This is a genomic window from Eubacterium sp. AF17-7, from assembly GCF_003461285.1.
Taxonomy (GTDB): Bacteria; Bacillota; Clostridia; order Lachnospirales; family Lachnospiraceae; genus Eubacterium_U; species Eubacterium_U album.
This window is the reverse complement of record NZ_QTWU01000021.1, coordinates 1-26497: the sequence shown is the minus strand read 5'-3', so window position 1 is coordinate 26497 and position 26497 is coordinate 1. Positions and strand designations below refer to the sequence as shown.

Here is a 26497-nt window from a genome sequence, read left to right as displayed (position 1 = left end):
TCAAATCAAGATAAATAAATAATCTTCAGAAACTGAAAGTGTATAAAAATCTTCAGCAAAAAAATCAAAGAATTAGATATAAAAATTTCTTATTTAAAATTTAAAGATATTACATCTTATCATGAAGAATTGCAGAAGATTAATGAGAAACTTAAAAGTGCAGAAAAAGAAAGTCAGGCAAAGACAGACTTCTTATCAAATATGTCTCATGAAATAAGAACTCCTATGAATGGAATTATAGGTATGTTAAGTCTTGCGAAAGCTCATAAAGTTAATCCAAATCTTGTTGATGAATATTTGAATAAGGCAGAAAATTTATCGCAGTTTTTATTAAGAAAGTATCTATTGCCACTGTAAAAAAAGTAGTAGTTTATGTTAATTTTATTACATTGATAATTCTATATTAAGTCTCACAACCATATTATTTAAAAAAGTAACATAATTTTAATAAATTCTTTACGATATTAACTAAAAAAATTGGTAAAATATTGTTGTAAAATGATATCGAGGTTAAAAACACGACTTTGATGCTTACGGATTGTTCTGTGTTACGAACTCTTACAATCCGTCAAAAGTCATTCACCCACTTATGAATAGATATATGTGGGCTTAGATTTTTAGAACATGGCATTATAATCTAGGAGCGTATATGAAGGATAAAGAATTTAGAAAAAATAAAGAACATCGTGAACGTGTGCAGACTAACAGATACATGGCTGACGTTAATAATGGATTAAACAGACAACAGGTTGAAGAATATACTAGAAATGGCTGGACAAATGAACCGGTTGATCCACCATCAAAATCTGTACAGGAAATAATACAAAGTAATGTATTTACGTATTTTAACTTAGTATTTGCGGTACTTGCTGTATTATTAATTGTGGCAGGTTCTTTTAGAAATCTTACATTTTTACCGGTTATCATTGCTAATACATGCATTGGTATTTTTCAGGAAATAAGAGCAAAAAATACTTTGGACAAGCTTTCGGTATTAAATGCACCAAAGGCAGTAGTTGTTCGTGACGGACAAAAATGGGAGATCCCTGCAGAAGAACTTGTTCTTGATGATATTGTACTTTTTAAGGCAGGCAATCAGATATGTGCTGATGCCATCGTAGTTGAAGGTGAGGTTTCAGCAAATGAATCATTACTTACAGGTGAATCTGATGAAATAACAAAGAAACCGGGGGACGTATTAATGTCAGGAAGTTTTGTTGTTTCAGGAGAGTGTTATGCAAGACTTGATAGAGTAGGTGAAGATTCATATATATCAAAACTTACATTAGAAGCAAAGGCAATGAATCACGAAGAACAGTCAGAAATGATTCGTGTTTTAGATAAATTAGTAGGAGTTGTAGGTATTATAATTATACCAATTGGATTATTACTTTTTGGACAGCAGTTTATATTTGCGAAAGCATCATTTAGCAAGAGCATTACTTCTATGGTAGCTGCAGTTATAGGAATGATTCCGGAAGGTTTGTATTTGCTTGCAAGCGTGGCATTAGTTGTAAGTGTAATGCGACTTGCATCGAAAAAAGTTCTTGTGCATGATATGAAGTGCATTGAAACTTTAGCAAGGGTAAATGTTTTGTGTGTAGATAAGACAGGAACTATAACTGAAAATACAATGGAAGTTAACGGTACAGTTCCAATGGACGGATATGATAAAGAAAATATGCCATCTATTAAAGAAATGCTTAGTGATTTTGCGGCAGGAATGTCAAGTGATAATATAACTATGGAAGCAATTAAGAATTATTTTAATTCTCCATCAGGAAAAAAGGCAGTATCAATAAGTTCATTTTCGTCAGAATTTAAATATTCAGGTGCAGCATTTGATGATGCAAATTATGTTTTAGGAGCACCGGAATTTGTCCTTAGAGATGACTATGAAAAATATAAAGAAGAAATAGAAAATTACAGTAGTGAAGGATATAGAGTTCTTGTATTTGGAAAATATGATGGTGAAATAAATGGAAAAGAATTGACAGAAAAAGTTGTGCCTATTGCTCTTGTATTTTTGTCAAATCCAATCAGGCAAGAGGCGCCTGAAACATTCAATTATTTTGCAAATCAGGGCGTTGAAATAAAAGTAATTTCCGGTGATAATCATATTACGGTATCACAGGTAGCACAACAGGCAGGAATAGAAAATGCTGATAAATTTATAGATGCAACAACTCTTCACAGTGAGGAAGATATTCAGGAAGCAGTGCTTCGTTATACAGTATTTGGACGAGTTACACCAAACCAGAAAAGGCAGTTTGTACAGGCTTTAAAGAAGGCAGGAAGAACTGTAGCAATGACAGGGGATGGTGTAAACGATGTGCTTGCATTAAAAGATGCGGACTGCTCTGTGGCTATGGCGTCAGGTAGTGATGCGGCAGCACAGGCTTCTCAATTAGTATTGCTTGATTCAAATTTTGCATCAATGCCTTCAGTTGTATTAGAAGGAAGAAGAGTTGTAAACAATATAGAGCGTTCAGCAAGTTTGTTTTTGGTTAAAAATATATTTTCATTTTTGCTATCACTGTTTTCAGTGTGCTTTATGATAAATTATCCGTTAGAGCCATCCCAGGTATCGCTTATCAGTATGTTTACAATAGGAATTCCGGCATTCTTCTTAGCACTGCAACCAAATAAAAACATTATACAAGGAAGCTTTTTAACAAATGTTTTAATAAAGGCGCTTCCTGCCGGAATCACGGATGTTCTTGTAGTTGGAGCATTGGTTGTATTTGGACAGGTATTTGAAGTAAACGAGACGGATATATCTACAGCCTGCACTATGCTTTTATCCATAGTAGGATTTATGATTTTATATAATATAAGTAAACCTATGAACACACTTAGATGGTGTGTATGGGGAGGAAGCATAGTTGGACTTTTATTGTGCAGTATCTATTTAGGTGATTTATTTGCAATTAGAGGAATGTCAACAAAATGCATTATGCTGTTTGTCGTATTTGCAATTGTTACTGAACCAATGATGAGATACGGAACAATGATAATTGAAAAGATTGGAAAAAGAATAACAAGAAGAATAGAAAAAAGAAAAAAAGAAAAAATGTTATAAAACTAAAGGCACGAATACTGAGCTACTTAATGTTAGCTCAGTATTATTTTTATGTATAAACTATAATGTCCTATATAAAATAAGAGGTAAAATACTGTATTTATTAGATATGTGGGTATATAATAAACAAAAATGTTAGTATATGGTTAGGAGTAGAATATGGATATATTTGATATTGTTGGACCGATAATGGTGGGGCCTTCTAGTTCTCATACAGCAGGTGCGGTTAGAATAGGATACGTAGCAGGAAAATTGCTGGAAGAACCAATAAAGAAAGCAGAAATATTGCTTTATGGTTCATTTTTAGCAACAGGTGAAGGACATGGAACAAGGAAAGCAATTGTAGCGGGATTATTAGGTATGCATCCTGATGACTACAAGATTTCAAGAAGTTTCGAAATTGCAAAAGAAAAAAATATAGAAATAGAATTTGGTGAAGCAAAACTTGTAGAAGCACACCCAAATTCTGCTTTAATAAGATTAGAAAGTATATATGGCAATAGGTTGGAAATTATAGGAGAATCAATAGGAGGCTCAAGAATAAATATTGCACAAATAGATGGAATTGAGACAAATTTTTCTGGTGAATGCCCAACTCTTATTGTTCACAATATGGACCAACCGGGCCATGTTTCAGAAGTAACATCCATGCTTGCACACAAATGTGTGAATATAGCAACGATGCAATTATACAGAGCTACGAAAGGTGGAAGTGCAGTAATGGTTGTAGAATGTGATCAGGAAATTCCAAAAGAAGGAATAGAGTGGTTAAAAAATGTTGAAGGAATATTAAAAGTCACTTATTTTGCAGGAGTATAAAGGAAACGGAGAAATGCTATGTATAGCTATAATACTTTAAAGGAATTAGAAGAATTATCGAATAAAGAAAAAATAGAAGTATGGAAAATTATTCAAAAATCTGATATGGAAGAAAATGAAAGAACTGAAGAAAAATCATTTGATAAAATGAAGATTATGTATGAAGCTATGAAAGAAGCTGACAAAAACTATGATGGAAATCTAAAATCAGCTAGTAAACGAGCAGGTGGAGATGGAGAAAAGTTACACAAGTATAATAAAGAAAACAAAAACATATGTGGTGAATTTATAGGGCTGGTTATGGAAAAAGCAATTAAAATGGGTGAATCGAATGCCTGTATGAAAAGAATTGTTGCAGCTCCTACGGCAGGGGCATGCGGGGTGTTGCCGGCAGTATTAATAAGTTATCAGGAACATTTCAATATAGAAGATGAAATAATGATAAAAGCAATGTATGTTGCAGCAGGTATAGGAAAAGTTATTGCAACAAATGCATTTATTGCAGGAGCAGCAGGAGGATGTCAGGCAGAGATAGGTTCAGCAAGTGCTATGGCAGCAGGAGCATTAGCATTTCTTCAAGGTGGAAAAGTAAGAGAAATAATTAATGCAGCAGCACTTGCATTAAAAAATATGCTTGGACTTACATGTGATCCGGTGGCAGGTTTAGTAGAAGTACCATGTATAAAAAGAAATTCATATGGGGCAGTTAATGCAGTCACATCAACACAACTGGCAATGGCAGGAATAGAAAGTGCAATAGAACCTGATGATGTAATAGATAGCATGAGAAGAATAGGAAATAGTATGTCGCCTTGCCTTAAAGAGACGAGTACAGGAGGTCTTGCAGTTACTGAATCGGCAAAGAATTATTTAAAATAAATAAGGGGTAAAAATGTCAAATAAAAAAATATTAATTATAGAAGATGAAAAAACAATTTGTCAGGAGTTAACAGAGCTTCTGACAAATGAAGGTTACGAAGCAGAGTATTTAAAGCAATTTGATAATGCAAGGAATGATATAATAGAAAAAAATGCAGACTTATTATTGCTTGATATAAATATTCCGGGAATAAATGGAGAAATGCTGCTTCGTGAAATAAGAAAAACATCGGATGTTCCAATTATTATGGTTACAAGCAGAACAGGTGAAACAGATGAAGTCCTGTCTATGAGTTATGGAGCAGATGATTACATAACAAAGCCATACAACCCAACAATTTTGTTGTTAAGAATTGCAGCCATATTAAAGAGAGCGGACAGTGGAAAAAATATTGCAAATTACAAAGATGCTCAGGTAAATTTTAGTAAAGGAACAATAAGCAGAAATGGGCAGGAGCTGGTTCTTACAAAGAATGAAATGATTATTTTCCAGATGCTTCTTAATAATAGAAATCGTATTGTATCTAGAGATGAGTTAATGACTGACTTGTGGGATAACAATGAATTTGTAAACGATAATGCACTTACCGTAAACATAAGCAGATTAAGGGGAAAACTAACAGAGATAGGATACAAAGATGCAATAGAAACAAGAAAAAAACAGGGGTATTGTTTAACATGAAGTTTGGCAAATATATAAAAGACAATAAAATAGTAGTGATAATATGGATAATGTTTTTTGTAATTACATTTTCCATATTTTCTGTATTTAGAATAAAATTTGAAGCCATAGTGATGTACGCAGCATTATGGCTATTTGCATTTATATTCTCTATACTTTGGGACTTTTTCAGAAAAAAGAATTACTATGATGAACTTATAAATAATACAGATGGGCTTGATAAAAAATATTTTGTAAGTGAAACAATGAAGGAACCATCATTTTATGAGGGGCAAATTCATTATCAGATTTTGCAGGATATAAATAAATCAATGATTGAAAATGTTAAAATTTATGAAAACAGTGTTAATGATTTTAAGGACTACGTGGAAATGTGGGTTCATGAGGTCAAGCTCCCGATATTGAGTCTTAGACTTATGTGTCATAATGAAATGATAAAATGGATAAAAAATATGTAGAACAGATTAAGAGAATTGATGACTATACAGAACAGGTTCTTTATTTTGTCAGGTCAGAAAATGCAAAGGAAGATTATAAATTTACAAAAGTTTCTCTGCAGTCTTTAATAAAAAATGTGGCAATGAAAAATAAAGATATGATTCTTGAAAATAGAATAAATTTTTCAGTTAAAGATGTTGAAAATGAAGTAGTTACAGATAACAAATGGATGGAATTTATAATCAATCAGATAATGAGTAATTCATTTAAATACATGAAAGACCATGGCGAAAAAGAATTAAAAATATATAGTGAAAAAAGTGAAGAAGGAGTTGTACTGCATATCATAGACAATGGAATTGGAATACCAAAAAGAGATTTATCACGTGTATTTAACAAGTCATTTACAGGAGAAAATGGAAGAAAATATGCAAAATCAACAGGAATGGGTCTCTATATTGCGAAAGGACTGTGCGAGCAGCTTGGACATAAAATAGATATTGAATCGGAGGAAGGGAAATACACTGAAGTCAGAATAACATTTGGAAAGAATGATTATTTTGACACGGTGGTTTAGGAAAATAATTTAAAATGGTAACATTACAAAATTGTAATGTTATGTAATATTAAAAAAACGACTAATATGTGTTTTTCATATAAAATTATGTCAGTATAAAAAATGTGAAAGGAGATTTAAATATGGAAAGCATATTAAGAATCGAACAAATAGAAAAATATTACGGAAACAAATTAAATCTTACAAAAGCAATAGACAATATTTCATTTGACGTGGATGAAGGAGAATTTGTTGCCATAATGGGAGCTTCAGGAAGTGGAAAAACAACTTTACTTAACTGTATTTCTACAATTGATAAGGTAACAAGCGGACATATATTTGTAGGCGGTGAAGACATAACAAACTTAAAAGGCAACAAGTTAAATAAATTTAGAAGAGAAAAGTTAGGATTTATTTTTCAGGACTTTAATTTACTTGATACATTAACAGCTTATGAAAATATTGCTTTGTCATTATCAATCCAGAATGTACCCGCAACAAAGATTGACGAAGCAGTAAAAAAAGTTGCAACACAACTTGGAATAGAAGAAGTTTTAAATAAGTACCCATACCAGATGTCAGGAGGTCAGAAACAAAGAGTAGCTTCAGCAAGAGCACTTGTTACAAATCCTGAATTAATATTAGCTGATGAACCAACAGGAGCATTAGACTCAAAGTCAGCAAAGATGTTACTTGAAAGATTTTCGCACTTAAATAAATATTATAAAGCTACAATTTTAATGGTAACTCATGATTCATTTACAGCAAGTTATGCATCAAGAGTAATATTTATAAAAGATGGAAAAATCTTCAATGAATTAAATAGAGGTGATGATACAAGAAAGGAATTTTTCGATAAGATTATCGATGTAGTTACTTTGTTAGGGGGTGACTTAAGCGATGCTCTTTAAATTATCATTTCAAAACATTAAAAAAAGTATGAAAGACTATGCAATCTATTTTTTTACTTTGATATTAGGTGTTGCAATATTTTATATATTTAATGCAATAGAAACACAGTCGGCAATGTTAAAAATTTCAAATGACACAAGGGAAATAGTCAAATTATTAACACAGATTATGTCATGGGTTAGTGTGTTCATTGCATGTGTATTAGGATTTCTTGTAATTTACGCAAGCAGATTTTTAATGAAGAGGCGTAATAAAGAGTTTGGCCTTTATCTGGTATTAGGAATGGGAAAGAGAAAAGTTTCGTTGATTCTATTCTTTGAAACATTAATTATCGGAATTATTTCATTAGTAGTCGGAATAATTATTGGAATAGGAGCTTCTCAGTTTACAAGTTTTCTGGTAGCAAGTATGTTCCAGGCTGACATGTCAAAATATCAATTTGTATTTTCAAGTCAGGCGTGCATAAAGACCATTTTGAATTTTGTATTGATATATGTAATCGTAATTATATTTAATACTTTTAGTATTAATAAATGCAAATTAATTGATTTATTTCAGGGTAATAGAAAGACTGAGAAAATTAAATTAAAAAATCCTATTATCTGTGGAATTATTTTCGCCATTTCTATTGTAATGCTTATAATAGCATATTATAACGTTACTTCAGGATACAATAAAATAACAAGCGGAAAACAGTTAGCAATTTATATTGTAATGGGGTGTGTTGGTACATTTCTATTTTTTTGGTCAGTTTCAGGATTATTACTTAAAGCTGTTTCATCAATGAAAGGAATTTATTATAAAGGATTAAATACATTTACTTTCAGACAAATGAGCAGCAGGGTAAATACGAATGTATTTTCAATGACAATAATAAGTTTAATGTTATTTATTACAATTTGTGTACTCTCAAGTGGGTTATCTATTAGGAATTCATTAAATGATAGTTTAAAGCAGGGAGTACCGGCTGATATTAACTTTAATAAAGTTGTAAATTTAAGCAAAGAAGACGGATATGGTAAGAAGGAAGTTGAAAGTTCTAATAAGAGTATTTTTCAGTTTTTTGAGGAAAACGGTTATAATATTGAACCATATTTAAAGGAATATGTAGATTTATATATTTATCAGTCAGAAAATGTTACATTGAATGACACATTAGGAAACAATGATGAAAAGGATAATTCTCCGACAATGCTTGAGGTACCGGAGAACATTGTAAAAGTTAGCGATTATAACAGACTTGCAAGATTTTACGGAAAAGATACTATTGAATTAAATGATGATGAGTATATTGTTTTATGTGACTATAGTCCAATGATAAAATTAAGAAATAAATCGTTAAAGGCAGGAGTGAAAATTAATGTATTTGGTAATGAATTAATACCAAAATACAAGGAATGCCAAGAAGGTTTTATAGAAATGTCAGGAAATCCTTCAAATACAGGAATAATAATTGTTCCTGATGGCATAGTTGATGAAAATCATAAAATAAGAGAATTTATTGCAGCTAACTATTCTATGGATGATAAGAAAGAAGTAGAAAAATTTGAACAGAAAGTAGAAAAGATTTATGATGAGACTAGATGGAATTATATGGTACCAATGGTTAATACTAAAAATAATATTATAGACAGTGCAGTTGGTATTGGAGCAATAGGTGCATTTATAGGTCTTTACATTGGAGTTATTCTTCTGATATCAGGTGCAGCAATTCTGGCTTTGAAAGAATTATCAGAAAGTGCAGATAATGTGGAAAGATTTAGAATGATTAGAAAACTTGGTGCAGATGAGAAACAGATTAATAAGGCATTGTTCAGACAGACAGCTTTGTTTTTCATATTCCCATTAGCACTTGCAATTGTTCATTCGATATTTGGAATGATGTTTTCAAAACAAATACTTGATTTTATTGGAACGAAAATGATTGGACCATCAATTGGTATGACAGCAATAATTTTACTTGTAATATATGGTGGATATTTCTTAATATCATATTTCTGCAGTAAAAATATAATAAAGGAATAATTGGTGTTTGTTTAATATATAAATATTATTTCATACACATATTTGATATTTTGTTTTTATAAAATAAAGGAGGACGTCGCTAAAACAACGCCCTCCTATTATTATTTATAAAAGAGTTATGACTTTTGAATATATTTTTTTTAATAATGTATCGCTGAAATAATGTTAATTATAAAAAAGGGGATAGTGCTTTATATTGACTTGTATAAATAATTCTTCTAAAATGGTGGCAGAATAAAAATAGAAAAAGATTTAAAAGTCTTGAACATAGATTTGGAAAGGAATGAGCAATATGGAAAGAAAAAATGCATGGAAGACATATGATGAAGCACAGATGAAAGAATTACAGCAGTTAAATGCAGATTACATTAATTTTTTGTCAGAGTGTAAAACTGAGAGAGAATGTGTAAAAGACACAGTAAGAAGAGTAGAAGAAAAAGGATATATAAGTATTGAAAAGGCGATGGAAGAAAATAAAACTTTACAGCCGGGCGATAAAATTTATGCTGTATGCATGAATAAGACAGTTGCTTTATTTAACATAGGAAATAAGCCACTTGAAAAAGGAATGAATATTTTAGGTGCTCATGTGGATTCTCCAAGAATGGACATAAAGCAGAATCCTTTATATGAAAAAGAAGGAATGGCATATTTAGATACTCACTATTATGGTGGAATTAAAAAATATCAGTGGGTTACACTTCCTTTAGCAATACATGGTGTTATTGTAAAAAAAGATGGAACAACAATTGATGTAAATATAGGAGAAAAACCGGAAGACCCTGTATTTTGTGTAACAGATTTACTTATTCATCTTGCATCTGCCCAGATGGAAAAGAAAGCTACTAAGGTAGTTGAAGGTGAAAATCTTGATATATTAATTGGAACAATTCCTTTAAATGATGAAGAGAAGGAAGCAACAAAGAAAGGCGTTTTAAAGATTTTAGAAGAACAGTATGAAATGGAAGAAGAAGATTTCATGTCAGCTGAACTTGAAGTAGTGCCTGCAGGCAGAGCAAGAGAAATGGGATTTGACAGAAGTATGATTATGTCATACGGTCAGGATGATAGAGTTTGTGCATTTACATCTTTAATTGCAATGCTTGACATGGAAAGCGTAGATAAAACATCATGCTGCCTTTTAGTAGATAAAGAAGAAATCGGAAGTGTTGGTGCAACAGGTATGCAGTCAAGATTCTTTGAAAACACAGTAGCTGAACTTCTTAATTTAACAGGAGAATATAGTGAAATTAAACTTAAAAGATGCCTTGCAAACAGCAGAATGTTATCATCTGATGTAAATGCTGCATTTGATCCTTTATACGCAGACGTATTCCAGAAAAACAGCTCATCATTTATGGGCAAAGGTGTTGTATTTAACAAATTCACAGGACGAGGCGGAAAATCAGGTTCTAATGATGCAAATGCAGAATATTTAGCTGATTTGCGAAAGATTATGGATGATAATGGTGTTAATTTCCAGATGGCGGAACTTGGAAAAGTTGATGCAGGCGGTGGCGGAACAATCGCTTATATTATGGCATTATATGGAATGGAAGTTATTGACAGTGGTGTGGCAGTATTAAGTATGCATGCCCCATGGGAAGTAACAAACAAGGCAGATGTATATGAAGCATACAGATGCTACAAAGCATTTTTAAAGGACGCATAGAAATAAAGTTGTTTATATTTAAAGATGTTAGGAGCAAAAACCCCTTACTTTGATGAAATTTATTTGAAAATTCAAATACAGGTTTTTATATAACAATTACCAATTTTATAGTACAATAATAAGCTGTGGTTTTATGATTTAGACATATAAGACCGCAGCTTATTATTCGTTGACAAAAATATTATGCAATTTTATAATAATCCTATTATAACAGTAGGAAAACGGCTTCCGATTGATTAAATTAGAAAACACAGTAGAAAGATAGAGAGAAAAATTATGTTAAATCAGTTTTCAAGAACAGAACTTTTATTTGGAAAAGAAGCAATGGAAACACTGGCAAATAAAAGAGTGGCTATATTTGGTATAGGTGGTGTCGGTGGATATGTATGTGAAGCACTTGTCCGCAGTGGAGTAATGCATTTTGACCTTATAGATGATGATAAAGTATGCCTTACTAATTTAAACAGGCAGATTATTGCTACGAGAAAGACTGTAGGCAAATATAAAACTGAAGTTATGAAGGAAAGAATTTTAGAGATTAATCCTGACGCAGAAGTAGAAATCCATAACTGTTTCTTTCTTCCTGAAAATGCAGATGAATTTCCATTTGACAAATATGATTATATTGTAGATGCGGTCGATACGGTCACGGCAAAGATTTCTTTGGTAATGAAGGCTAAAGAATTAAATATACCTATTATAAGTTCAATGGGAGCGGGAAATAAATTGGACCCTACAATGTTTAGGGTTGCAGACATTTATAAAACGAAAGTCTGTCCTTTAGCTAAAGTTATGCGTCGTGAATTAAAGAAGCGCGGGGTTAAGAAATTAAAGGTAGTTTATTCAGAAGAAATGCCAAAGAGACCAATTGAAGATATGGCAACAAGCTGTAGAACTCACTGTATTTGCCCACCTGGAGCTAAGCACAAATGCACGGAAAGAAGAGACATTCCGGGAAGTGTAGCATTTGTTCCTTCAGTTGTGGGACTGATTATTGCAGGAGAAGTTTTGAAAGACTTAGGAAATATAAAAAGATAAATCATGGCTAAAATATATGCCTGATTTGGATAAAATTTTTCAGATATAAGGCTTATGTTAGTAAGTTATAATTGATAGATTAAATGTAAAACAATAGAGAAAATCTTAATATAGGAGATTATATATGAGTGTTTCAATAGAACAGTTAAAATCCATGAACGCTGATGAATATCAGTTAATAGATATGAGAAATGAATCAGAGATTGCACACGGAGAAATTCCGGGAGCAATAACTATTCAGGCAGAAGAAATAGAAAACAGTGAATTGATTGATAAAACAAAAAGATTAATTATTTGCTGCAGCAGAGGACAGAATAGTATTGAAGTAGCACAAAATCTTGTGGAAAAGGGATATGATGCTGAAAGCCTTGAAGGTGGGTATGTTGCATGGCTTTTAGATATGATGAAACAGCAGGAAGCAGAGGATATAAGCAAAGATGTTGAGCAAAGCCTTCGTAAGAAGTTTAAGAAAAAAATCTGGTGCAAATTTACAAAAGCAATTAATCAGTATGAACTTGTAAAAGAGGGAGAAAGAATAGCGGTATGTATTTCAGGTGGAAAAGACTCAATGCTTATGGCTAAGCTTTTTCAGGAATTAAAACTTCATAATAAATTTGAATTTGATGTTAAATTTTTAGTTATGGATCCGGGATACAGCCCGGCTAACAGAAAAGTCATAGAGGAGAATGCAAGAAAGTTAAACATACCTATTCATATATTTGAATCAGATATATTTGAGTCAGTTTTTAATGTGGAAAAATCACCATGTTATTTGTGTGCAAGAATGAGAAGAGGACATTTATATCATTTTGCTCAGGAATTAGGCTGTAATAAGATTGCTTTAGGACATCATTATGACGATGTAATAGAAACAATTCTTATGGGAATGCTTTATGGCTCACAGATTCAGACAATGATGCCAAAACTTCATAGTACAAATTTTGAGGGAATGGAATTAATCAGACCATTATATCTTGTAAGAGAAGATGATATTAAGGCGTGGAGAGATTATAATAATTTAAGATTCATCCAGTGTGCATGCAAATTTACCGATACATGTACTACCTGCAATAATGAAGAAAACAGATCTAAGAGAGTTGAAATTAAAGAACTTATAAAAACATTGAAGCAGACAAATCCATATGTAGAAGGAAATATTTTTAAGAGTATAGAAAATGTAAATTTAGATACGGTTGTTGCATATAAAAAAGATGGTGTTAAACATCATTTCTTAGATACATATGATCTCCCGAAAAACAACGGAGAAAAAAAGGATGAATAAGAAGGAAATAGAAACAGCCTTCATAAAATCAATTCCAATAATGTGCAGTTACTTATTTGTAGGAACGGCATTTTACATGATTTCGATTTTGAAATGTATCCGGAGGAACATTGCATAAAAGAACAGGAAATAATGAGAGAGCGTGGAGCAGATATGCTTGGTTGGACATTGGATGATTTGATAACACAGACAATAGAAGCATTAAAAACATTCAGACCATAAATAGTAAAAATGCTTGGTTGGAAATATTTCAAAACTGTTTATTAAAATTACTATTTATGCTACAAAACAGTAGAACCTTATAAACTTTTCTGCTAAAATATATTGGTTGAGATTAGAATCCCGTCTAAAAATGCAGACGGTGATAAACAAAAGTAAAATATATTATAGAATACGAGGTAATAACTAATGGGTGGATTTTTTGGAGTGGCATCTAAAGAAGATAGCGTTTTTGACTTGTTTTTTGGAATTGATTATCATTCACATTTAGGAACAAGACGTGGTGGAATGGCAGTTTATGGAGAAGACGGATTCAATCGTTCAATTCATAATATTGAAAATTCTCCTTTCCGTACAAAATTTGATAAAGACATACAGACGATGAAGGGAAAATACGGAATCGGTTGTATTTCAGATTATGAACCACAGCCATTAATTGTACGTTCACATCATGGTACATATGCACTTACAACAGTTAGTAAGATTAACAATATGGATGAACTTACAAAGATGTTATTTGACAAAGGTCATTCACATTTTCAGGAGATGAGTGGTGGAGAAATTAATGCTACAGAGCTTGTTGCCGCACTTATAAATCAAAAAGATAACCTTATCGAAGGAATGAATTATGCACTTGAAAAAATAGACGGTTCATTATCAATCTTACTTATGAATCATGCAGGAATTTATGCTGCAAGAGATAAATACGGAAGAACACCGATTGTAATCGGAAGAAAAGAAGGTGCATTTTGTGCGTCATTTGAAAAGTTTGCTTATAAAAATTTAGGATATACAGATTATAAAGAATTAGGTCCTGGAGAAATTGTAGTTATGACAGAAAACAATTGCATAACTCTTCAAAAACCAGGTGATGATATGAAAATCTGTACATTTTTATGGGTATACTATGGTTATCCGGCAAGTTCATATGAAGGTGTAAGTGTAGAACAGATGAGATATAACTGTGGAATGAAGATGGCACAGAGAGATAATGTTAAGCCTGATATTGTAGCAGGTGTACCAGATTCAGGTATTGCACATGCTGTTGGTTATGCAAATGAATCAGGAATCCCATTTTCAAGACCATTTATCAAATACACACCAACATGGCCTCGATCATTCATGCCAACAATTCAGAGTAAGAGAAATTTAATTGCAAAAATGAAATTGTTAGCAGTAGAAGAATTAATTAAAGATAAAAGCCTTTTATTAATTGATGACTCAATTGTAAGAGGAACACAGCTTAGAGAAACAACAGAATTTTTATATGAGAGTGGTGCTAAGGAAGTTCATATAAGACCTGCATGCCCACCATTATTATATGGCTGTAAATATTTGAATTTCTCACGTTCATCATCAGAAATGGAATTAATTACAAGAAGAGTTATAGAGAGACTTGAAAATGGAAATGTAACAGATGAAGTTTTAGAAGAATATGCTAATCCGGATTCTGAAAAATATGAATGTATGGTTGAAGAAATCAGAAAAGAACTTAACTTCACATCATTAAAATTTAACAGATTAGATGATATGTTAGATTCAGTAGGAATAGATAAATGTAAATTATGTACATATTGCTGGGATGGAAAAGAATAATATTAATATTTTTTATGCAAATGCAAATAATAAGCAGTAGCATAATATAAGAGGTAAATTATATGGAACAGTTAATTAAAAATATTAATAAAGCAGAGGTTTTAACTTTAAAAGAACAGGTATCCTATCAGGATGGACAGGTAGTCAGCAAGACTCTTGCACAGAATGATGCTGTAAGTGTTACATTATTTTCTTTTGACAAAGGTGAAGAAATTAGTACTCATGAATCAGGCGGAGATGCATTTGTAACATGCCTTGATGGAGTTGGAGAAATAACAATTGATGGAAAAAAATATGAACTTCATGAAGGTGAATCAATTGTAATGCCTGCAAAACATCCACATGCAGTTTATGGTAAGGAACAGTTTAAGATGCTTTTAGTAGTTATTTTTTAGTTTAAGACATTAGATTGATATTTCTACTTTTAGGAGAAAAATGAAAGATACACAGAGAAACTCTTTAATAGATATAATGAAGGGAATAGGAATGTCGCAGTCAAAGTATATGAATTTAGGAGATATTCTTACAATTATGATAAATGGTTTTGGCTTTGCGAGTCCGGGGATGTTTTTATTGGCATTTTGGTTTATTCCGGTGTTTTTTTCTCAATGTGCCTATTTTGCTTCGTTCTGTCTAAGTTTGAACACTATATATTAGCATTATTGACTCATTTGTTATAGCAATATTGATTTATATATTAATTGTAAAAAAAGACCAGTCAATTGATTTGTCAAGAGCCTGGATTATAAGTCCGTTTTGGTTTTATATAGTATGTTGCCGGAGTGGCAATGCCTTTGGGAATACATTGGTTATATGAAAATGCAGTGAGTATAATAAAAAAACAAACAAAAAATATAAAACAGATAAGTAATTTGCAGTGATTAAAAGTAATTGATAAAATAAACGGCTCTAAACTTTTCATAATATAAAGTTTAGAGCCGTTTACTTTGAAATCATATCATATTTCTTTTTTTATTAAAATCTATTTACTCACGTAACTCTTGTATAAAAATCAATTATTCACGTAACTAATGTATAAAAAATATGCAATATAAGTAATATCATTGTTATAGGTACTTAAGAAAAAATTAAAAAATTTCATAACAATATATGCACCATTACAATAATATAATGTGATTATAAATAAAAAGAAGCATTGAGACTTTAGAGTTTTTACCGCGTTATCTAAAATTCAGATTACAAAAAAGGAGTAAATCATGGAAAAGAAAAAATGGATTGCAGTATGGTGTATTTTAGCTGTACTGGTAGTAGGAATGGGAGCAAGTATTACATTAAGTGCTGTAATGTTTAATAAAGTCAGTGGATTAAAGACAAGTGTTGACAGTACCCTTGCAAAAGATGAGGATGTGGCACAGGAAGATGATGTTGTTATTGCTGACGAATACACAATTAAATCAACAAAAAATATTTCTGATGCATATAAAGAAGGAAGAGAAAATTCTTTAAGCAAGGAAGATAAAGATACTCTTGATATGGCTAAGAAAGTTCTTGATGAAATAATAACAGATGGAATGTCAGATTATGAAAAAGAACTTGCTGTGTACAATTGGATGGTAAAAAATATAAAGAATGATACAGGAATGATGTCTGTAATTCCAACATCAGGTCAGAATGCAGCAACTCCAAATGGTGTTTTAAAATCTAAAACAGCGGTTTGTGTAGGATATGCAACAACTTTCAGATTATTTATGCAGATGATGGATATTGAATGTAAAGTAGTACATACAACTGACAGAATCCATTCATGGGATGAAGTAAAACTTGATGGTGAATGGTATCATACAGATATTTATTCAGATGCAGGAAGTCCAAATTATTCACATTTTAATATGAATGATAAAGAATGTAGTGACAATTATGAATGGAATACAGATTTCTTCCCGGCAGCAACAGGAACAAAATATAACTACGCAGTAGTGAATAATGAAAAATTAGATGATGTATATAAACTTCCAAAGAAAATAAAAAAAGCAATCGAAGATAAGAAATATTTTCTCGCTTATAATTTAGGACAGGATGTAGATGATGAAAAAGTCAGCATAATAAATGCAATTGTACAGTCGATTTCAAATTATGTTACAGATAGTTATAATTTATCAGCTAAGTTAATTGATGCAGATAATGGTGATAAGGTAATGGCTGTGTATATATCTTCTTACAATGACACATCAGCTATGGATAATTTATCAGATAAGATTACTGAAAAGATTAACAAAGCTGTAGATAAAGCTTTTAGTGATTTTTCAGGAATGACCGGAATGGAAGATGGAGATTTAGGAGACATAACAAGTAGTTCAAGAACAATTGGTTCATCAGATGAAGCAATAGAGAATGAAAGCTTAAATGAAGGAGCAGCTGATGAAAGCGAATAAGCAGTAGCTGAATAAGAAAACTTATGTGGGCTTAGGGCTTTTGATTCTGGCAACATAAAAGATTATAATGAGAGGAGTCCAAGGTGCTGTAATGGCACCTTGGAAATATTAATATGAAAAATAAGTTTATTAAAAAAATATTTAACATTGCATTAGTGTGTGTATTTGCAATTCAGTTGGTTGGATGTGGAAATAACAATAATAAAATAGATATGACTAAACTTGAAAAAACAATGATGGCAGCAGACACAGATATGCCAACAATGTTAGCAGTAAATTCTGATTCAGATAATACAAAAGATTTATTTGCGTATCTTTCGGATATGGATTACAGTAAGGTTGACAAATATTTTTTAGATTATGCACAGGAAGGAACGGCTGAAGAGGTTGCTGTTATCAGAGTTAAAAACAGCAAAGACGTAGATGAAGCAAAAAAGAGCCTTGAAAAACATATTAAGGACAGAATTGCATTTTACAAAAGTTATGACCCAACACAGGTAGACAGAGCAAATGATGCACAGATATTTGTTAAAGATGATTATGCTGTTTTAATTGTAAGTGATAATGCAAGTGAAATAAAGAAAGCATTTGAAGATAGCTTTAAATAAAAAAGGAAAAATATATGGTATTTAGCAGCGGAGTTTTTTTGTTTTTATTTTTGCCTATCGTATTGGCAGTATATTATATATGCCCTGGAAAGCTAAGAAATACAGTACTATTTGTATTCAGCCTTATTTTTTATGCATGGGGTGAACCAATATATGTTGGAATAATGATTTTCTCAACAGCATTTGACTATTGTAATGGAATGCTGATAGAAACATTTAGAAAAAAACATAATGAAAAAATCTGCAAAATCGTAATGATAATGTCGGTATTTGTAAATTTGGGAATACTGGCATTTTTCAAATATACGGATTTTGTAATTACAAATATAAATAATTTATTTGGTGCATCTGTATCATTATTGCAGATAGCCCTTCCGATAGGTATATCATTTTATACATTTCAAACATTATCTTATACAATAGATGTTTATCTTGGAAAAGTTAAAGTTCAGCACAATATAATAAATTTTGGAATGTATGTGAGCATGTTCCCGCAATTGATAGCAGGACCGATTGTAAGATATAGTGATGTTGAAAATCAGATAGCCAGACGAAATGAAAATATAGATGACATAGCAAATGGTTTTAGAAGATTTATTGTTGGACTTTCTAAGAAAATACTCGTAGCAAATCAGGTCGGAAATTTATGGGACGAAATATCGGCAATGTCTTCAATCACTACATCAATGGCATGGGTAGGAGCTATCGCATATACTTTTCAAATTTATTTTGATTTTTCAGGGTATTCGGATATGGCAATTGGCTTAGGGCAAATGTTTGGATTTAAATTTCCTGAAAATTTCAACTATCCATATGAGTCAAAAAGCATTACTGAGTTTTGGCGCAGGTGGCATATGACTCTTGGAACATGGTTTAGAGAATATTTGTACATACCACTTGGTGGAAATAAAAAAGGAGTTCCAAGACAGATATTTAACTTATTTATAGTTTGGTTCTTAACAGGATTATGGCATGGTGCAGGTTGGAATTTTGTCTGTTGGGGATTATATTTCTTTATAATTTTAGTTTTGGAAAAATTTGTGTTAAAAAAAGTGTTAAATAAATGCCCAAATATTTTAAAACATATCTATTCATTGATTTTAATAGTATGTGGCTGGGTTATATTTGCATGTACTGACATGTCAGAAATGGGTACATTCTTTAAGGCAATGTTTGGAATTAAAACTCCGTTTCTTGGAGAAATGTCTTTATATTATATAGGATCATACGCAGTTATTTTAATAATTGCAGCTATAGCAAGCACAAAATTACCAAAATATATTGTAGGTCAGGTTGCAATTAAAATGAATGTTTCAAATAATGTTAAATTAATTGTAAGTAATGTGGCATGTTTAATTCTGTTCTTTATATGTGTTGCATTTTTAGTAGGAGATTCATATAACCCGTTTTTATATTTTAGATTTTAAAGGAAAGGGTAAGTATATTTTTAATAGAGATATGTGTTTATACTATAAGAAAAAATTAGTATTAATATGTAAGTCTTGTTAGAAGAACATTAAAAGGTGAAAATATGAGAAAAATAAATTGTATATTTGTCATTGTGATGGTACTTATTCTTGCCGGAACGGGAATAGAGATTTTTGCCACAAAGGATAGAAGCTTTTCGGAGAATGAAAACAGATATTTAGAGGAAAGACCCCAAATTAGTTTAAGCAATATAGAAAATACTGATTTTCAAAAGTCATTAGAAAATTTTATTAGTGACCAGATTCCTGAAAGAGAAAAATTGATTACTTTAAGGAGCGTGGCTAAAGAGTTAACGGGAATTAAGGATATAGAAGGAGCTTACATTGGAAAAGATGGTTATTATCTTGAAAAAATAACAAATGAAGATGTGAGTGAAGAACAGCTGAAAAATAATATAAGATACATAAATACATTTTTTAATAAAAATAAAGAACTTAAAAGTTATGTAATGTTAATTCCTGGTTCCGGAAATATATTAACTGATAAATTACCAAAACATGCAGATGTTTACGACTATAATTATTATGAAAAAATAGCAGAAAAGGAATTTACAAATAATGCAGACAATAATACTCAAATCGTAAACACATATGACGCGTTGAAGAAATTATCGAAAGATTATATTTATTATAAGACAGACCACCATTGGACAACTAAAGGTGCATTTATTGCTTATAATGAATTTTGTAAAGCGGCGGGAATAGAAAGTGAACCTTATGAAAATTTGAAAATGAAAAATGTGACAGATAAATTTTATGGAACATTATATTCAAAGGTTCTTGATAAAAAGAAAAAAGGCGATTCGATAGAAATAGCAGAAAATATTCCCCAATGTAATGTGATGATTAATGGTAAAAAATCAGAAATTTACCATATAGATAAATTAAAAGAAAAAGATAAATACCAGGTATTCTTTGGTGGAAATTATGGTGTAGTTAGTATTGAAAACAATGAGGCAAATAACGATAAAAATTTGTTAATAATAAAAGATTCATATGCAAATAGTTTTACACCATTTTTATTAAAAGATTATAAGACAATTACAATTGTGGATTACAGATATTTTAGTGGAAATCTTCAAAGTATTGTACAATCTAATAATATAACAGATGTGCTTGTTTTATATGAAATGAGCAATTTTATGAAAGATAAGAATTTGGTAAAGATGATGTTTTAGTTTGAAATATACTTAAAGCCCGGAGTGTGGACAACGCCCCGGGCTTTAGTATAAAAGTGTTTATCATATATATAAATCACAGATATTTTAAGAATTAATTTATTCACTTCTCAACGCTGCAACAGGGTTTTTCTTTGCTGCCTTTTTAGCAGGAATAAATCCGCCAATCAACGTTAAAATAACACTTAAAACAATTAATATAATTCCACTTTGAACAGGTAAAAATGCATTTACATTAGTTGAGTCTGTAACTGTATGAATAATTGCATTTATAGGAAGCAGTAGAAGACAGGTTATTCCTATACCTATCATTCCGGAGAATAGTCCTATAATAAATGTTTCAGCATTAAATACCTGAGAAATATTTTTCTTTGATGCACCAATTGCACGAAGAATACCAATCTCTTTTGTTCTTTCAAGTACAGATATATAAGTTATAATACCAATCATAATAGATGAAACTATAAGAGAAACTGCAACGAAAGCAATTAATACATAAGTTATTACATTAATAATTGTAGTGATACTTGACATAAGTAAAGCAACGTAATCAGTATATGTTATTTTATCCTTATCGTCCTTTACATCTTTATTATACTTGTCAATACAATCAGATATTGAATCCTTATCTTCAAATGTATCAGCATAAATGCTAATTGATGAAGGAGCGCCAAGGCTTACGTATCCAAAATTTTTCATATTATCATCATAGCTTCCAACATCTATATAGTTATCATATATAGAAAGCATTTCTTCATCTTTAGGATTCTCTAAATATGAATCAAGCATGGCAGCTAACTGGGTTTCAGTCATTGAATCAAGCATTTGAATCTGCTCAGGAGAATCAGCATATGCAGTCATTGCCATGGATTTCCACATATTTGCTTTGTCTGATGTAGAAAGGTTTGACAAATAAGTTTTGGCATCATCAATTTTTATACTGTCATTGTCCGGATTAAAATGTAAACCGTTTAATACATTTACGTCAGGACTATTTTTTTGAGCTTTAACAATATCACTTTTATTTCCATAATTAATTAAATAATTAGTAAGAGCCTTAGTGTAGCCAACACTTCCTGATATTTGAATATTAGATGAGTCATCTGAAGTCTGTCGGATGATACCTGAAACTTTCAAAGTAATACCTGATTTTAGTAATTCTTCAACTTTATTATTGTCATTGCCAACATATTTAAATAAATCAGATTTATTTTTCTGATAAAGGTCGCTATCCGCAATTAAATAAAAGTTGTGATTACATATGTCTTCATATGATATTTTGGAAGTTTCCGGATTGACTTCTTCCCCTTTATTAATTTGCTTTAAAATATCTTTATAATCTTTTGATGGTAAAAGCCCAAGATAATAAAGAGTAGTAAGTGATACTTCATTATTTTTATCTAAAACAAGAACAACTTCATCATAAGCTTTAGGCCAGTCACCATATACAACTTTATAATTATCTTTTATGACATTACTTACGAGTTCATCATTTTTGCCGGATAACATTTCAGTAAATGGACTGCTATTCATATTTCCTGTCATCATATCGGTGCTCATAGAAGTGCTCATATCCGCATTCATTGAGACTGACATACTGCCATTCATCTGGGCAATTGAACTTGTATTAGAATTAGAATTTGAAAATGTGCTTCCATTAGTATTTACAAGAGTATTGTCTGAATCATAAGAAAATACAGAAAATGGAACATCATAAGAATAGACTATTCCGTTTTCACCAACATAATTGTTGATTTCACTGTCCTTATTATCAAGATATTTTTTAAATTCAGTCAAATTATTTTCGCTAATACTTGTTGCCATTTTACTTGTCATCATAATATCTGTTCCATTTGAAAAAACAGCATTTAATTTATGATTAACTTTCTTTTTAGAAGCCTGTTCGCCGGCATTCATCATGCTGGAAAGGTCAAAGGTTTTTTGCTCTATGGTTATTGGATATGAAGTCATGGTATCCTTTTGAATATCAGTGATGTATTGATTGACACCTGTTGAAAGCGATAATATTAATGCAATTCCAATAATTCCTATTGAGCCTGCAAATGCAGTTAAAAAAGTTCTCCCTTTCTTGGTTTTTAAATTATTAAAACTAAGGGCAAGAGAAGTCAAGAACGACATTGACGATTTACCCATATTTTTATGCTCGGGCGGAGCTATTTTTTTGTCATTAAGTTCAAATGGATTAGAATCATCTAATATATGACCGTCTTTTACTCTGACAATTCTGTTTGCATAGAGATTTGCAAGTTCAGGGTTATGAGTAACCATAATGACAAGTTTGTCTTTAGCAACTTCCTTTAAAAGTTCCATAACCTGAACACTTGTGTCACTGTCTAATGCTCCCGTAGGCTCATCAGCAAGTAAAATATCAGGATTATTAACTAAAGCTCTGGCGATTGCAACACGTTGCATCTGACCACCTGAAAGCTGATTTGGACGTTTGTGAATCTGTTCACCAAGCCCCACATCCGTAAGAGCCTGCTTAGCTCTTTCCTTGCGTTCTTTTTTTGAAATTCCTGAAATTGTAAGCGCCAATTCAACATTTGATAAAATGGATTGATGAGGTATAAGATTGTAACTTTGAAATACAAATCCTATAGTATGATTTCGGTAAGAATCCCAGTCTTTATCTTTGTATTTTTTTGTGGAAATTCCATTTATAATCAAATCTCCGGTATCATATCGGTCAAGACCTCCAACGATATTAAGTAATGTAGTTTTACCGGAACCGCTAGGCCCTAAGATTGCAACGAATTCATTGTCACGAAAATTCAAACTCACATTATTGAGGGCAGTTTGCACAAAATCACCGGTTGTATATTTTTTTGAAATATTTTTAATTTGCAGCATAAATCCTCCTAAGATTTTTAAGTAGATGTATGGGTAATTTATATATATCAATTATAAAAAAGACAAAGCTAAAATCCTATAAATATGTTATGTCTATATAAGAGTATTATTTAAAATTTATGCCCGCCAAAAAATAATAAATTTTCTTATACAAAACCCAATAATATCATAACTATAGTTTATAAATAAAATAACAATATTTTGTTAACAAATTTTTGTTAACAAATAATTATTTAGGAGTATAATTAAAGAAAAGAGGAAACAAAATGAATGAAGTTCATTTTAATAAGTGTTTACGCTAAACAGCCACTGACAAAAGGGAGGGGCATTATATATTAAAGGATAGGTGCGGATATGAAAAAAAGATATATTGAGTTGCATCTTCATTTAGATGGAGCAATTACGCCTGATATAGCAAAAGATTTGGCAGCATTGCAGAAAATAAAACTTCCATATAAAGACGAACGTGAATTAGAAAAAGCTCTTATGGTTTCTAAAGATTGTAGAAGTTTAAATGAGTTTTTGGAATGCTTTAAATTACCTTGTAGTTTATTGCAGACAAAAGAAGGAATAGCGAGAGCTGTTTATCTGGTTCAGGAAAATATAAAAAGACAAGATGTAGTATACGCGGAAATAAGATTTGCACCACAACTTCATATGGATAAAGGTTTGACTATGAGGGAAGTTATTGAAAGTGCTTTGGATGGATTAAAGAAGTCTGATTTGAAATGTAATCTTATTTTATGTTGCATGAGAATGGCTGATAATAGAGAACAGAATTTGGAAACAGTTAAACTTGCAAAAGAGTATTTGATAAATGAAGAAAGCAATAAAGATTACGGAGTAGTTGCACTGGATTTAGCAGGAGCTGAGGCATTATATAAGACAGAACAATTTATTGATGTTTTTAAACTTGCAAATGAATTAAATGTACCATTTACTATACATGCAGGGGAGGCCGATGGCGCAGAAAGTGTAAAAAAAGCAGTTGAATTTGGCGCAAAAAGAATAGGACATGGAGTAAGAAGTGTAGAGAATTTGGCACTTATGAAAGCACTTTCAGAGAAAAAAATATGTTTGGAAATGTGTCCTACAAGTAATTTGCAGACAAAAGCAATTGAAAAGATTGAAGATTTTCCGATAAGAGAGTTTATGAAATTAGGAATTCCTGTTACAATTAATACAGATGATATGGCAATATGTGGAACGGACATGGGGCATGAGATGAACTTAATAAGAAATAAATTTGACATTACGGATAATGAAGAAAGTGAAATTTATGCAAATGCAGTAAGATATTCATTTGCTAAAAATAAGATTAAAAAACAACTAATGGAGGTACAATAATGGCAGAAAAAGTAGAATTTTCCAGCAAGCAGATGTTGGATTGGATGGGATATATTGCAGATATGTTGCAGATAAGTCCGGAAAAAATTAAGTTGTTAAATACATGCAGCAAAAGAAGAAATGTATTGGCAACAATAGCAACTCATAAGAGAGTTTTGATTTTTGCTGATGAAACAAATGAAAATATGCTTTATAAATTATGGGAAGCAGGATACGGCGATTATGAAATGTATTACGGACAAGGATATGAGCCGGGTGAAATGAAACACTGTAAAGTATTTGAACTCATGGATGTAAATATAAGTGGACCTACAGTTATTTTTGTAGTAAATGAAAATACACGTGAGTCTATGATATTTGGAATGAAAAATGAAAACTTTTCAACAGGTAGTGTAAAATATGTTGGACACGAAATCCGCTCCGTAATTATGAATAAGTTAGAAATGGATGTAAGGGATACAGTGCTTATTGCCAGTGGTGAAAGTATTGTAATAGAAGCATCAATGGTTGCATATGAAGGTGTGGTAATTGCTGTTGAAAGAGATAAAGGTTCACTTGCATCAATGGAAGAAAATGCAGCAAAATTTGGAGTACATAATGTAGAAATAGTATCGGATTTAACAGAAGAAGCATTAAAGGATAAGCCGGTTCCAAGACTTGCTTTTCTAGTTGCACAAAAGGATACAATTGAGCAGGATATTGTAACACTTAAAAAGATAAATCCGGATATGAAAATTATAATATATACTTTAGAGCTTGATATACTTTCAGATATTCCATATTTATTCAAGAAACATGGAGTTAATTTGTCTGAAGTAATGCAGATATCTGTTTCAAAGACAGATAAGGACAGTGTATTTGTTGCACAGCCTGCACCATGGATAATTTCAGGTGAATAAATGGGCAGGTATCAAGGCATTGCATAAACTTATGAGCAAACTTATGAGGGCTTATATCTTTTGGCCTTGGTAATATATATAATATTTAATATAAGATGCTGTTTCGATAGCAAATTTAATTTGCTATCGAAACAGCATCTTTTTTTATGGAGTAACAAATTTGTTCATAGTTACATTAAATAATGTATCGCTCGACTAAGAAAATATATAAACAACTAAAAAATTGTGGAAAATGTATAAAAATAAATTCTAAAAGAGAAAAAATTGGGTGATTTTTTATTGTATATAATTGGCAAAAATTGTATGGATTTGTTTTTTATAAAAAATAGACACCCGCATAAAAAAAACACACTCTTCTTTGAAAATACAAAATGATAAACTTGTGAAGAAAATGTGAAAGCTGAATTCTACTATGTAAAGGGGTAACAAATAGGAGACAAAAAATGTATTGAGGAGGTAAAAAAATGAGTCTTTACTATTTCACAAAGAGAAACTCGTTATTTGGCAGAGTTTG

21 protein-coding genes and 1 pseudogene are annotated in these 26497 nt (G+C 31.2%); 21 read left to right on the top strand and 1 reads right to left on the bottom strand.

Annotated features, from left to right (window positions below; all coding sequences use genetic code 11):
- The first annotated feature begins 129 nt into the window (after window positions 1-129).
- The 19 genes and pseudogenes from DWW96_RS13085 (at window position 130) to DWW96_RS12990 (ending at window position 20866) form a co-directional block, all read left to right on the top strand.
- Window positions 130-357: a histidine kinase dimerization/phospho-acceptor domain-containing protein gene (locus tag DWW96_RS13085; RefSeq protein ID WP_117910726.1), complete on the top strand. Its 228-nt coding sequence runs from the start codon at window positions 130-132 to the stop codon at window positions 355-357.
- A 292-nt stretch (window positions 358-649) separates the two neighbouring features.
- Window positions 650-3082 carry a cation-translocating P-type ATPase gene (locus DWW96_RS13080; protein ID WP_117910725.1) on the top strand — a complete coding sequence of 811 codons (2433 nt, stop codon included), beginning with the start codon at window positions 650-652 and terminating at the stop codon, window positions 3080-3082.
- Between the two features lie 159 nt (window positions 3083-3241).
- The gene (gene sdaAB, locus DWW96_RS13075) at window positions 3242-3901 is read left to right on the top strand and encodes an L-serine ammonia-lyase, iron-sulfur-dependent subunit beta (protein WP_117910724.1); all 660 of its coding nucleotides are present in this window, start codon (window positions 3242-3244) and stop codon (window positions 3899-3901) included.
- A gap of 18 nt (window positions 3902-3919) precedes the next feature.
- Complete coding sequence (sdaAA, locus tag DWW96_RS13070; protein ID WP_117910723.1) at window positions 3920-4780, top strand: L-serine ammonia-lyase, iron-sulfur-dependent, subunit alpha; 861 nt, start codon at window positions 3920-3922, stop codon at window positions 4778-4780.
- Window positions 4781-4793: 13 nt separating this feature from the next.
- Window positions 4794-5462, top strand: a complete 669-nt coding sequence (locus DWW96_RS13065; protein WP_117910722.1) for a response regulator transcription factor — start codon at window positions 4794-4796, stop codon at window positions 5460-5462.
- Window positions 5459-5920 carry a hypothetical protein gene (locus DWW96_RS13060; RefSeq protein ID WP_117910721.1) on the top strand — a complete coding sequence of 154 codons (462 nt, stop codon included), beginning with the start codon at window positions 5459-5461 and terminating at the stop codon, window positions 5918-5920. Before DWW96_RS13065 ends, DWW96_RS13060 begins: the two co-directional genes overlap by 4 nt.
- The gene (locus tag DWW96_RS13055) at window positions 5902-6477 is read left to right on the top strand and encodes an ATP-binding protein (RefSeq protein ID WP_117910720.1); all 576 of its coding nucleotides are present in this window, start codon (window positions 5902-5904) and stop codon (window positions 6475-6477) included. The genes DWW96_RS13060 and DWW96_RS13055 overlap by 19 nt, the downstream gene beginning before the upstream one ends.
- 122 nt (window positions 6478-6599) lie before the next feature.
- On the top strand, window positions 6600-7367 hold the full coding sequence (locus DWW96_RS13050; protein WP_117910719.1) for an ABC transporter ATP-binding protein: 768 nt from the start codon (window positions 6600-6602) through the stop codon (window positions 7365-7367).
- Between the two features lie 28 nt (window positions 7368-7395).
- Entirely contained in the window at window positions 7396-9393 is a 1998-nt protein-coding gene (locus tag DWW96_RS13045) for an ABC transporter permease (RefSeq protein ID WP_243003083.1), read from the top strand.
- Window positions 9394-9685: 292 nt separating this feature from the next.
- Window positions 9686-11065 (top strand): aminopeptidase, encoded by a 1380-nt coding sequence (locus tag DWW96_RS13040; protein WP_117910717.1) that lies wholly within the window; start codon window positions 9686-9688, stop codon window positions 11063-11065.
- 276 nt (window positions 11066-11341) lie between these two features.
- Window positions 11342-12103, top strand: a complete 762-nt coding sequence (locus DWW96_RS13035; protein ID WP_117910716.1) for a tRNA threonylcarbamoyladenosine dehydratase — start codon at window positions 11342-11344, stop codon at window positions 12101-12103.
- 124 nt (window positions 12104-12227) lie between these two features.
- Window positions 12228-13385: an ATP-binding protein gene (locus DWW96_RS13030; protein ID WP_117910715.1), complete on the top strand. Its 1158-nt coding sequence runs from the start codon at window positions 12228-12230 to the stop codon at window positions 13383-13385.
- Window positions 13386-13451: 66 nt separating this feature from the next.
- Window positions 13452-13538, top strand: a pseudogene (locus tag DWW96_RS14640) (hydrolase); the annotation flags it as partial.
- Window positions 13539-13793: 255 nt separating this feature from the next.
- Entirely contained in the window at window positions 13794-15200 is a 1407-nt protein-coding gene (locus DWW96_RS13020) for a phosphoribosyltransferase family protein (RefSeq protein WP_022088088.1), read from the top strand.
- A 62-nt stretch (window positions 15201-15262) separates the two neighbouring features.
- Window positions 15263-15595 carry a cupin domain-containing protein gene (locus tag DWW96_RS13015; protein ID WP_117910713.1) on the top strand — a complete coding sequence of 111 codons (333 nt, stop codon included), beginning with the start codon at window positions 15263-15265 and terminating at the stop codon, window positions 15593-15595.
- A gap of 822 nt (window positions 15596-16417) precedes the next feature.
- Window positions 16418-17593, top strand: a complete 1176-nt coding sequence (locus tag DWW96_RS13005; protein WP_117910711.1) for a transglutaminase-like domain-containing protein — start codon at window positions 16418-16420, stop codon at window positions 17591-17593.
- Window positions 17594-17706: 113 nt separating this feature from the next.
- A complete protein-coding gene (locus DWW96_RS13000; RefSeq protein ID WP_022088085.1) occupies window positions 17707-18201 on the top strand; it encodes a DUF4358 domain-containing protein in 495 nt (164 codons plus the stop codon).
- Between the two features lie 38 nt (window positions 18202-18239).
- On the top strand, window positions 18240-19628 hold the full coding sequence (locus DWW96_RS12995; RefSeq protein WP_347496386.1) for an MBOAT family protein: 1389 nt from the start codon (window positions 18240-18242) through the stop codon (window positions 19626-19628).
- A gap of 104 nt (window positions 19629-19732) precedes the next feature.
- Window positions 19733-20866, top strand: coding sequence for a DHHW family protein (locus DWW96_RS12990; protein ID WP_117910710.1), 1134 nt, complete (start codon window positions 19733-19735; stop codon window positions 20864-20866).
- Between the two features lie 99 nt (window positions 20867-20965).
- On the opposite strand, the gene DWW96_RS12985 is transcribed toward DWW96_RS12990, so the two are convergent.
- Complete coding sequence (locus DWW96_RS12985) at window positions 20966-23737, bottom strand: ABC transporter ATP-binding protein/permease (RefSeq protein WP_117910709.1); 2772 nt, start codon at window positions 23735-23737, stop codon at window positions 20966-20968.
- Window positions 23738-24091: 354 nt separating this feature from the next.
- Here DWW96_RS12985 and add point away from each other — a divergent pair, with 354 nt between their 5' ends.
- Both add and DWW96_RS12975 read left to right on the top strand, forming a co-directional pair.
- Window positions 24092-25084: an adenosine deaminase gene (add, locus tag DWW96_RS12980; protein ID WP_117910708.1), complete on the top strand. Its 993-nt coding sequence runs from the start codon at window positions 24092-24094 to the stop codon at window positions 25082-25084.
- Window positions 25084-25983, top strand: coding sequence for a hypothetical protein (locus tag DWW96_RS12975; protein ID WP_022088080.1), 900 nt, complete (start codon window positions 25084-25086; stop codon window positions 25981-25983). Before add ends, DWW96_RS12975 begins: the two co-directional genes overlap by 1 nt.
- Window positions 25984-26497 lie beyond the last annotated feature (514 nt).

Excerpts from the sequence above, each read along its gene's own strand:
- DWW96_RS12985 (WP_117910709.1), bottom strand. The coding sequence starts at position 23,737 with ATGCTGCAAATTAAAAATATTTCAAAAAAATATACAACCGGTGATTTT.
- sdaAA (WP_117910723.1), top strand. The coding sequence starts at position 3,920 with ATGTATAGCTATAATACTTTAAAGGAATTAGAAGAATTATCGAATAAA.
- DWW96_RS13015 (WP_117910713.1), top strand. The coding sequence starts at position 15,263 with ATGGAACAGTTAATTAAAAATATTAATAAAGCAGAGGTTTTAACTTTA.
- DWW96_RS12990 (WP_117910710.1), top strand. The coding sequence starts at position 19,733 with ATGAGAAAAATAAATTGTATATTTGTCATTGTGATGGTACTTATTCTT.
- DWW96_RS13020 (WP_022088088.1), top strand. The coding sequence starts at position 13,794 with ATGGGTGGATTTTTTGGAGTGGCATCTAAAGAAGATAGCGTTTTTGAC.
- sdaAB (WP_117910724.1), top strand. The coding sequence starts at position 3,242 with ATGGATATATTTGATATTGTTGGACCGATAATGGTGGGGCCTTCTAGT.
- DWW96_RS13055 (WP_117910720.1), top strand. The coding sequence starts at position 5,902 with ATGGATAAAAAATATGTAGAACAGATTAAGAGAATTGATGACTATACA.
- DWW96_RS13050 (WP_117910719.1), top strand. The coding sequence starts at position 6,600 with ATGGAAAGCATATTAAGAATCGAACAAATAGAAAAATATTACGGAAAC.
- DWW96_RS13000 (WP_022088085.1), top strand. The coding sequence starts at position 17,707 with ATGAAAAATAAGTTTATTAAAAAAATATTTAACATTGCATTAGTGTGT.
- DWW96_RS13030 (WP_117910715.1), top strand. The coding sequence starts at position 12,228 with ATGAGTGTTTCAATAGAACAGTTAAAATCCATGAACGCTGATGAATAT.
- DWW96_RS13060 (WP_117910721.1), top strand. The coding sequence starts at position 5,459 with ATGAAGTTTGGCAAATATATAAAAGACAATAAAATAGTAGTGATAATA.
- DWW96_RS13040 (WP_117910717.1), top strand. The coding sequence starts at position 9,686 with ATGGAAAGAAAAAATGCATGGAAGACATATGATGAAGCACAGATGAAA.
- DWW96_RS13080 (WP_117910725.1), top strand. The coding sequence starts at position 650 with ATGAAGGATAAAGAATTTAGAAAAAATAAAGAACATCGTGAACGTGTG.
- add (WP_117910708.1), top strand. The coding sequence starts at position 24,092 with ATGAAAAAAAGATATATTGAGTTGCATCTTCATTTAGATGGAGCAATT.
- DWW96_RS13045 (WP_243003083.1), top strand. The coding sequence starts at position 7,396 with ATGAAAGACTATGCAATCTATTTTTTTACTTTGATATTAGGTGTTGCA.
- DWW96_RS13035 (WP_117910716.1), top strand. The coding sequence starts at position 11,342 with ATGTTAAATCAGTTTTCAAGAACAGAACTTTTATTTGGAAAAGAAGCA.
- DWW96_RS13065 (WP_117910722.1), top strand. The coding sequence starts at position 4,794 with ATGTCAAATAAAAAAATATTAATTATAGAAGATGAAAAAACAATTTGT.
- DWW96_RS12975 (WP_022088080.1), top strand. The coding sequence starts at position 25,084 with ATGGCAGAAAAAGTAGAATTTTCCAGCAAGCAGATGTTGGATTGGATG.
- DWW96_RS13005 (WP_117910711.1), top strand. The coding sequence starts at position 16,418 with ATGGAAAAGAAAAAATGGATTGCAGTATGGTGTATTTTAGCTGTACTG.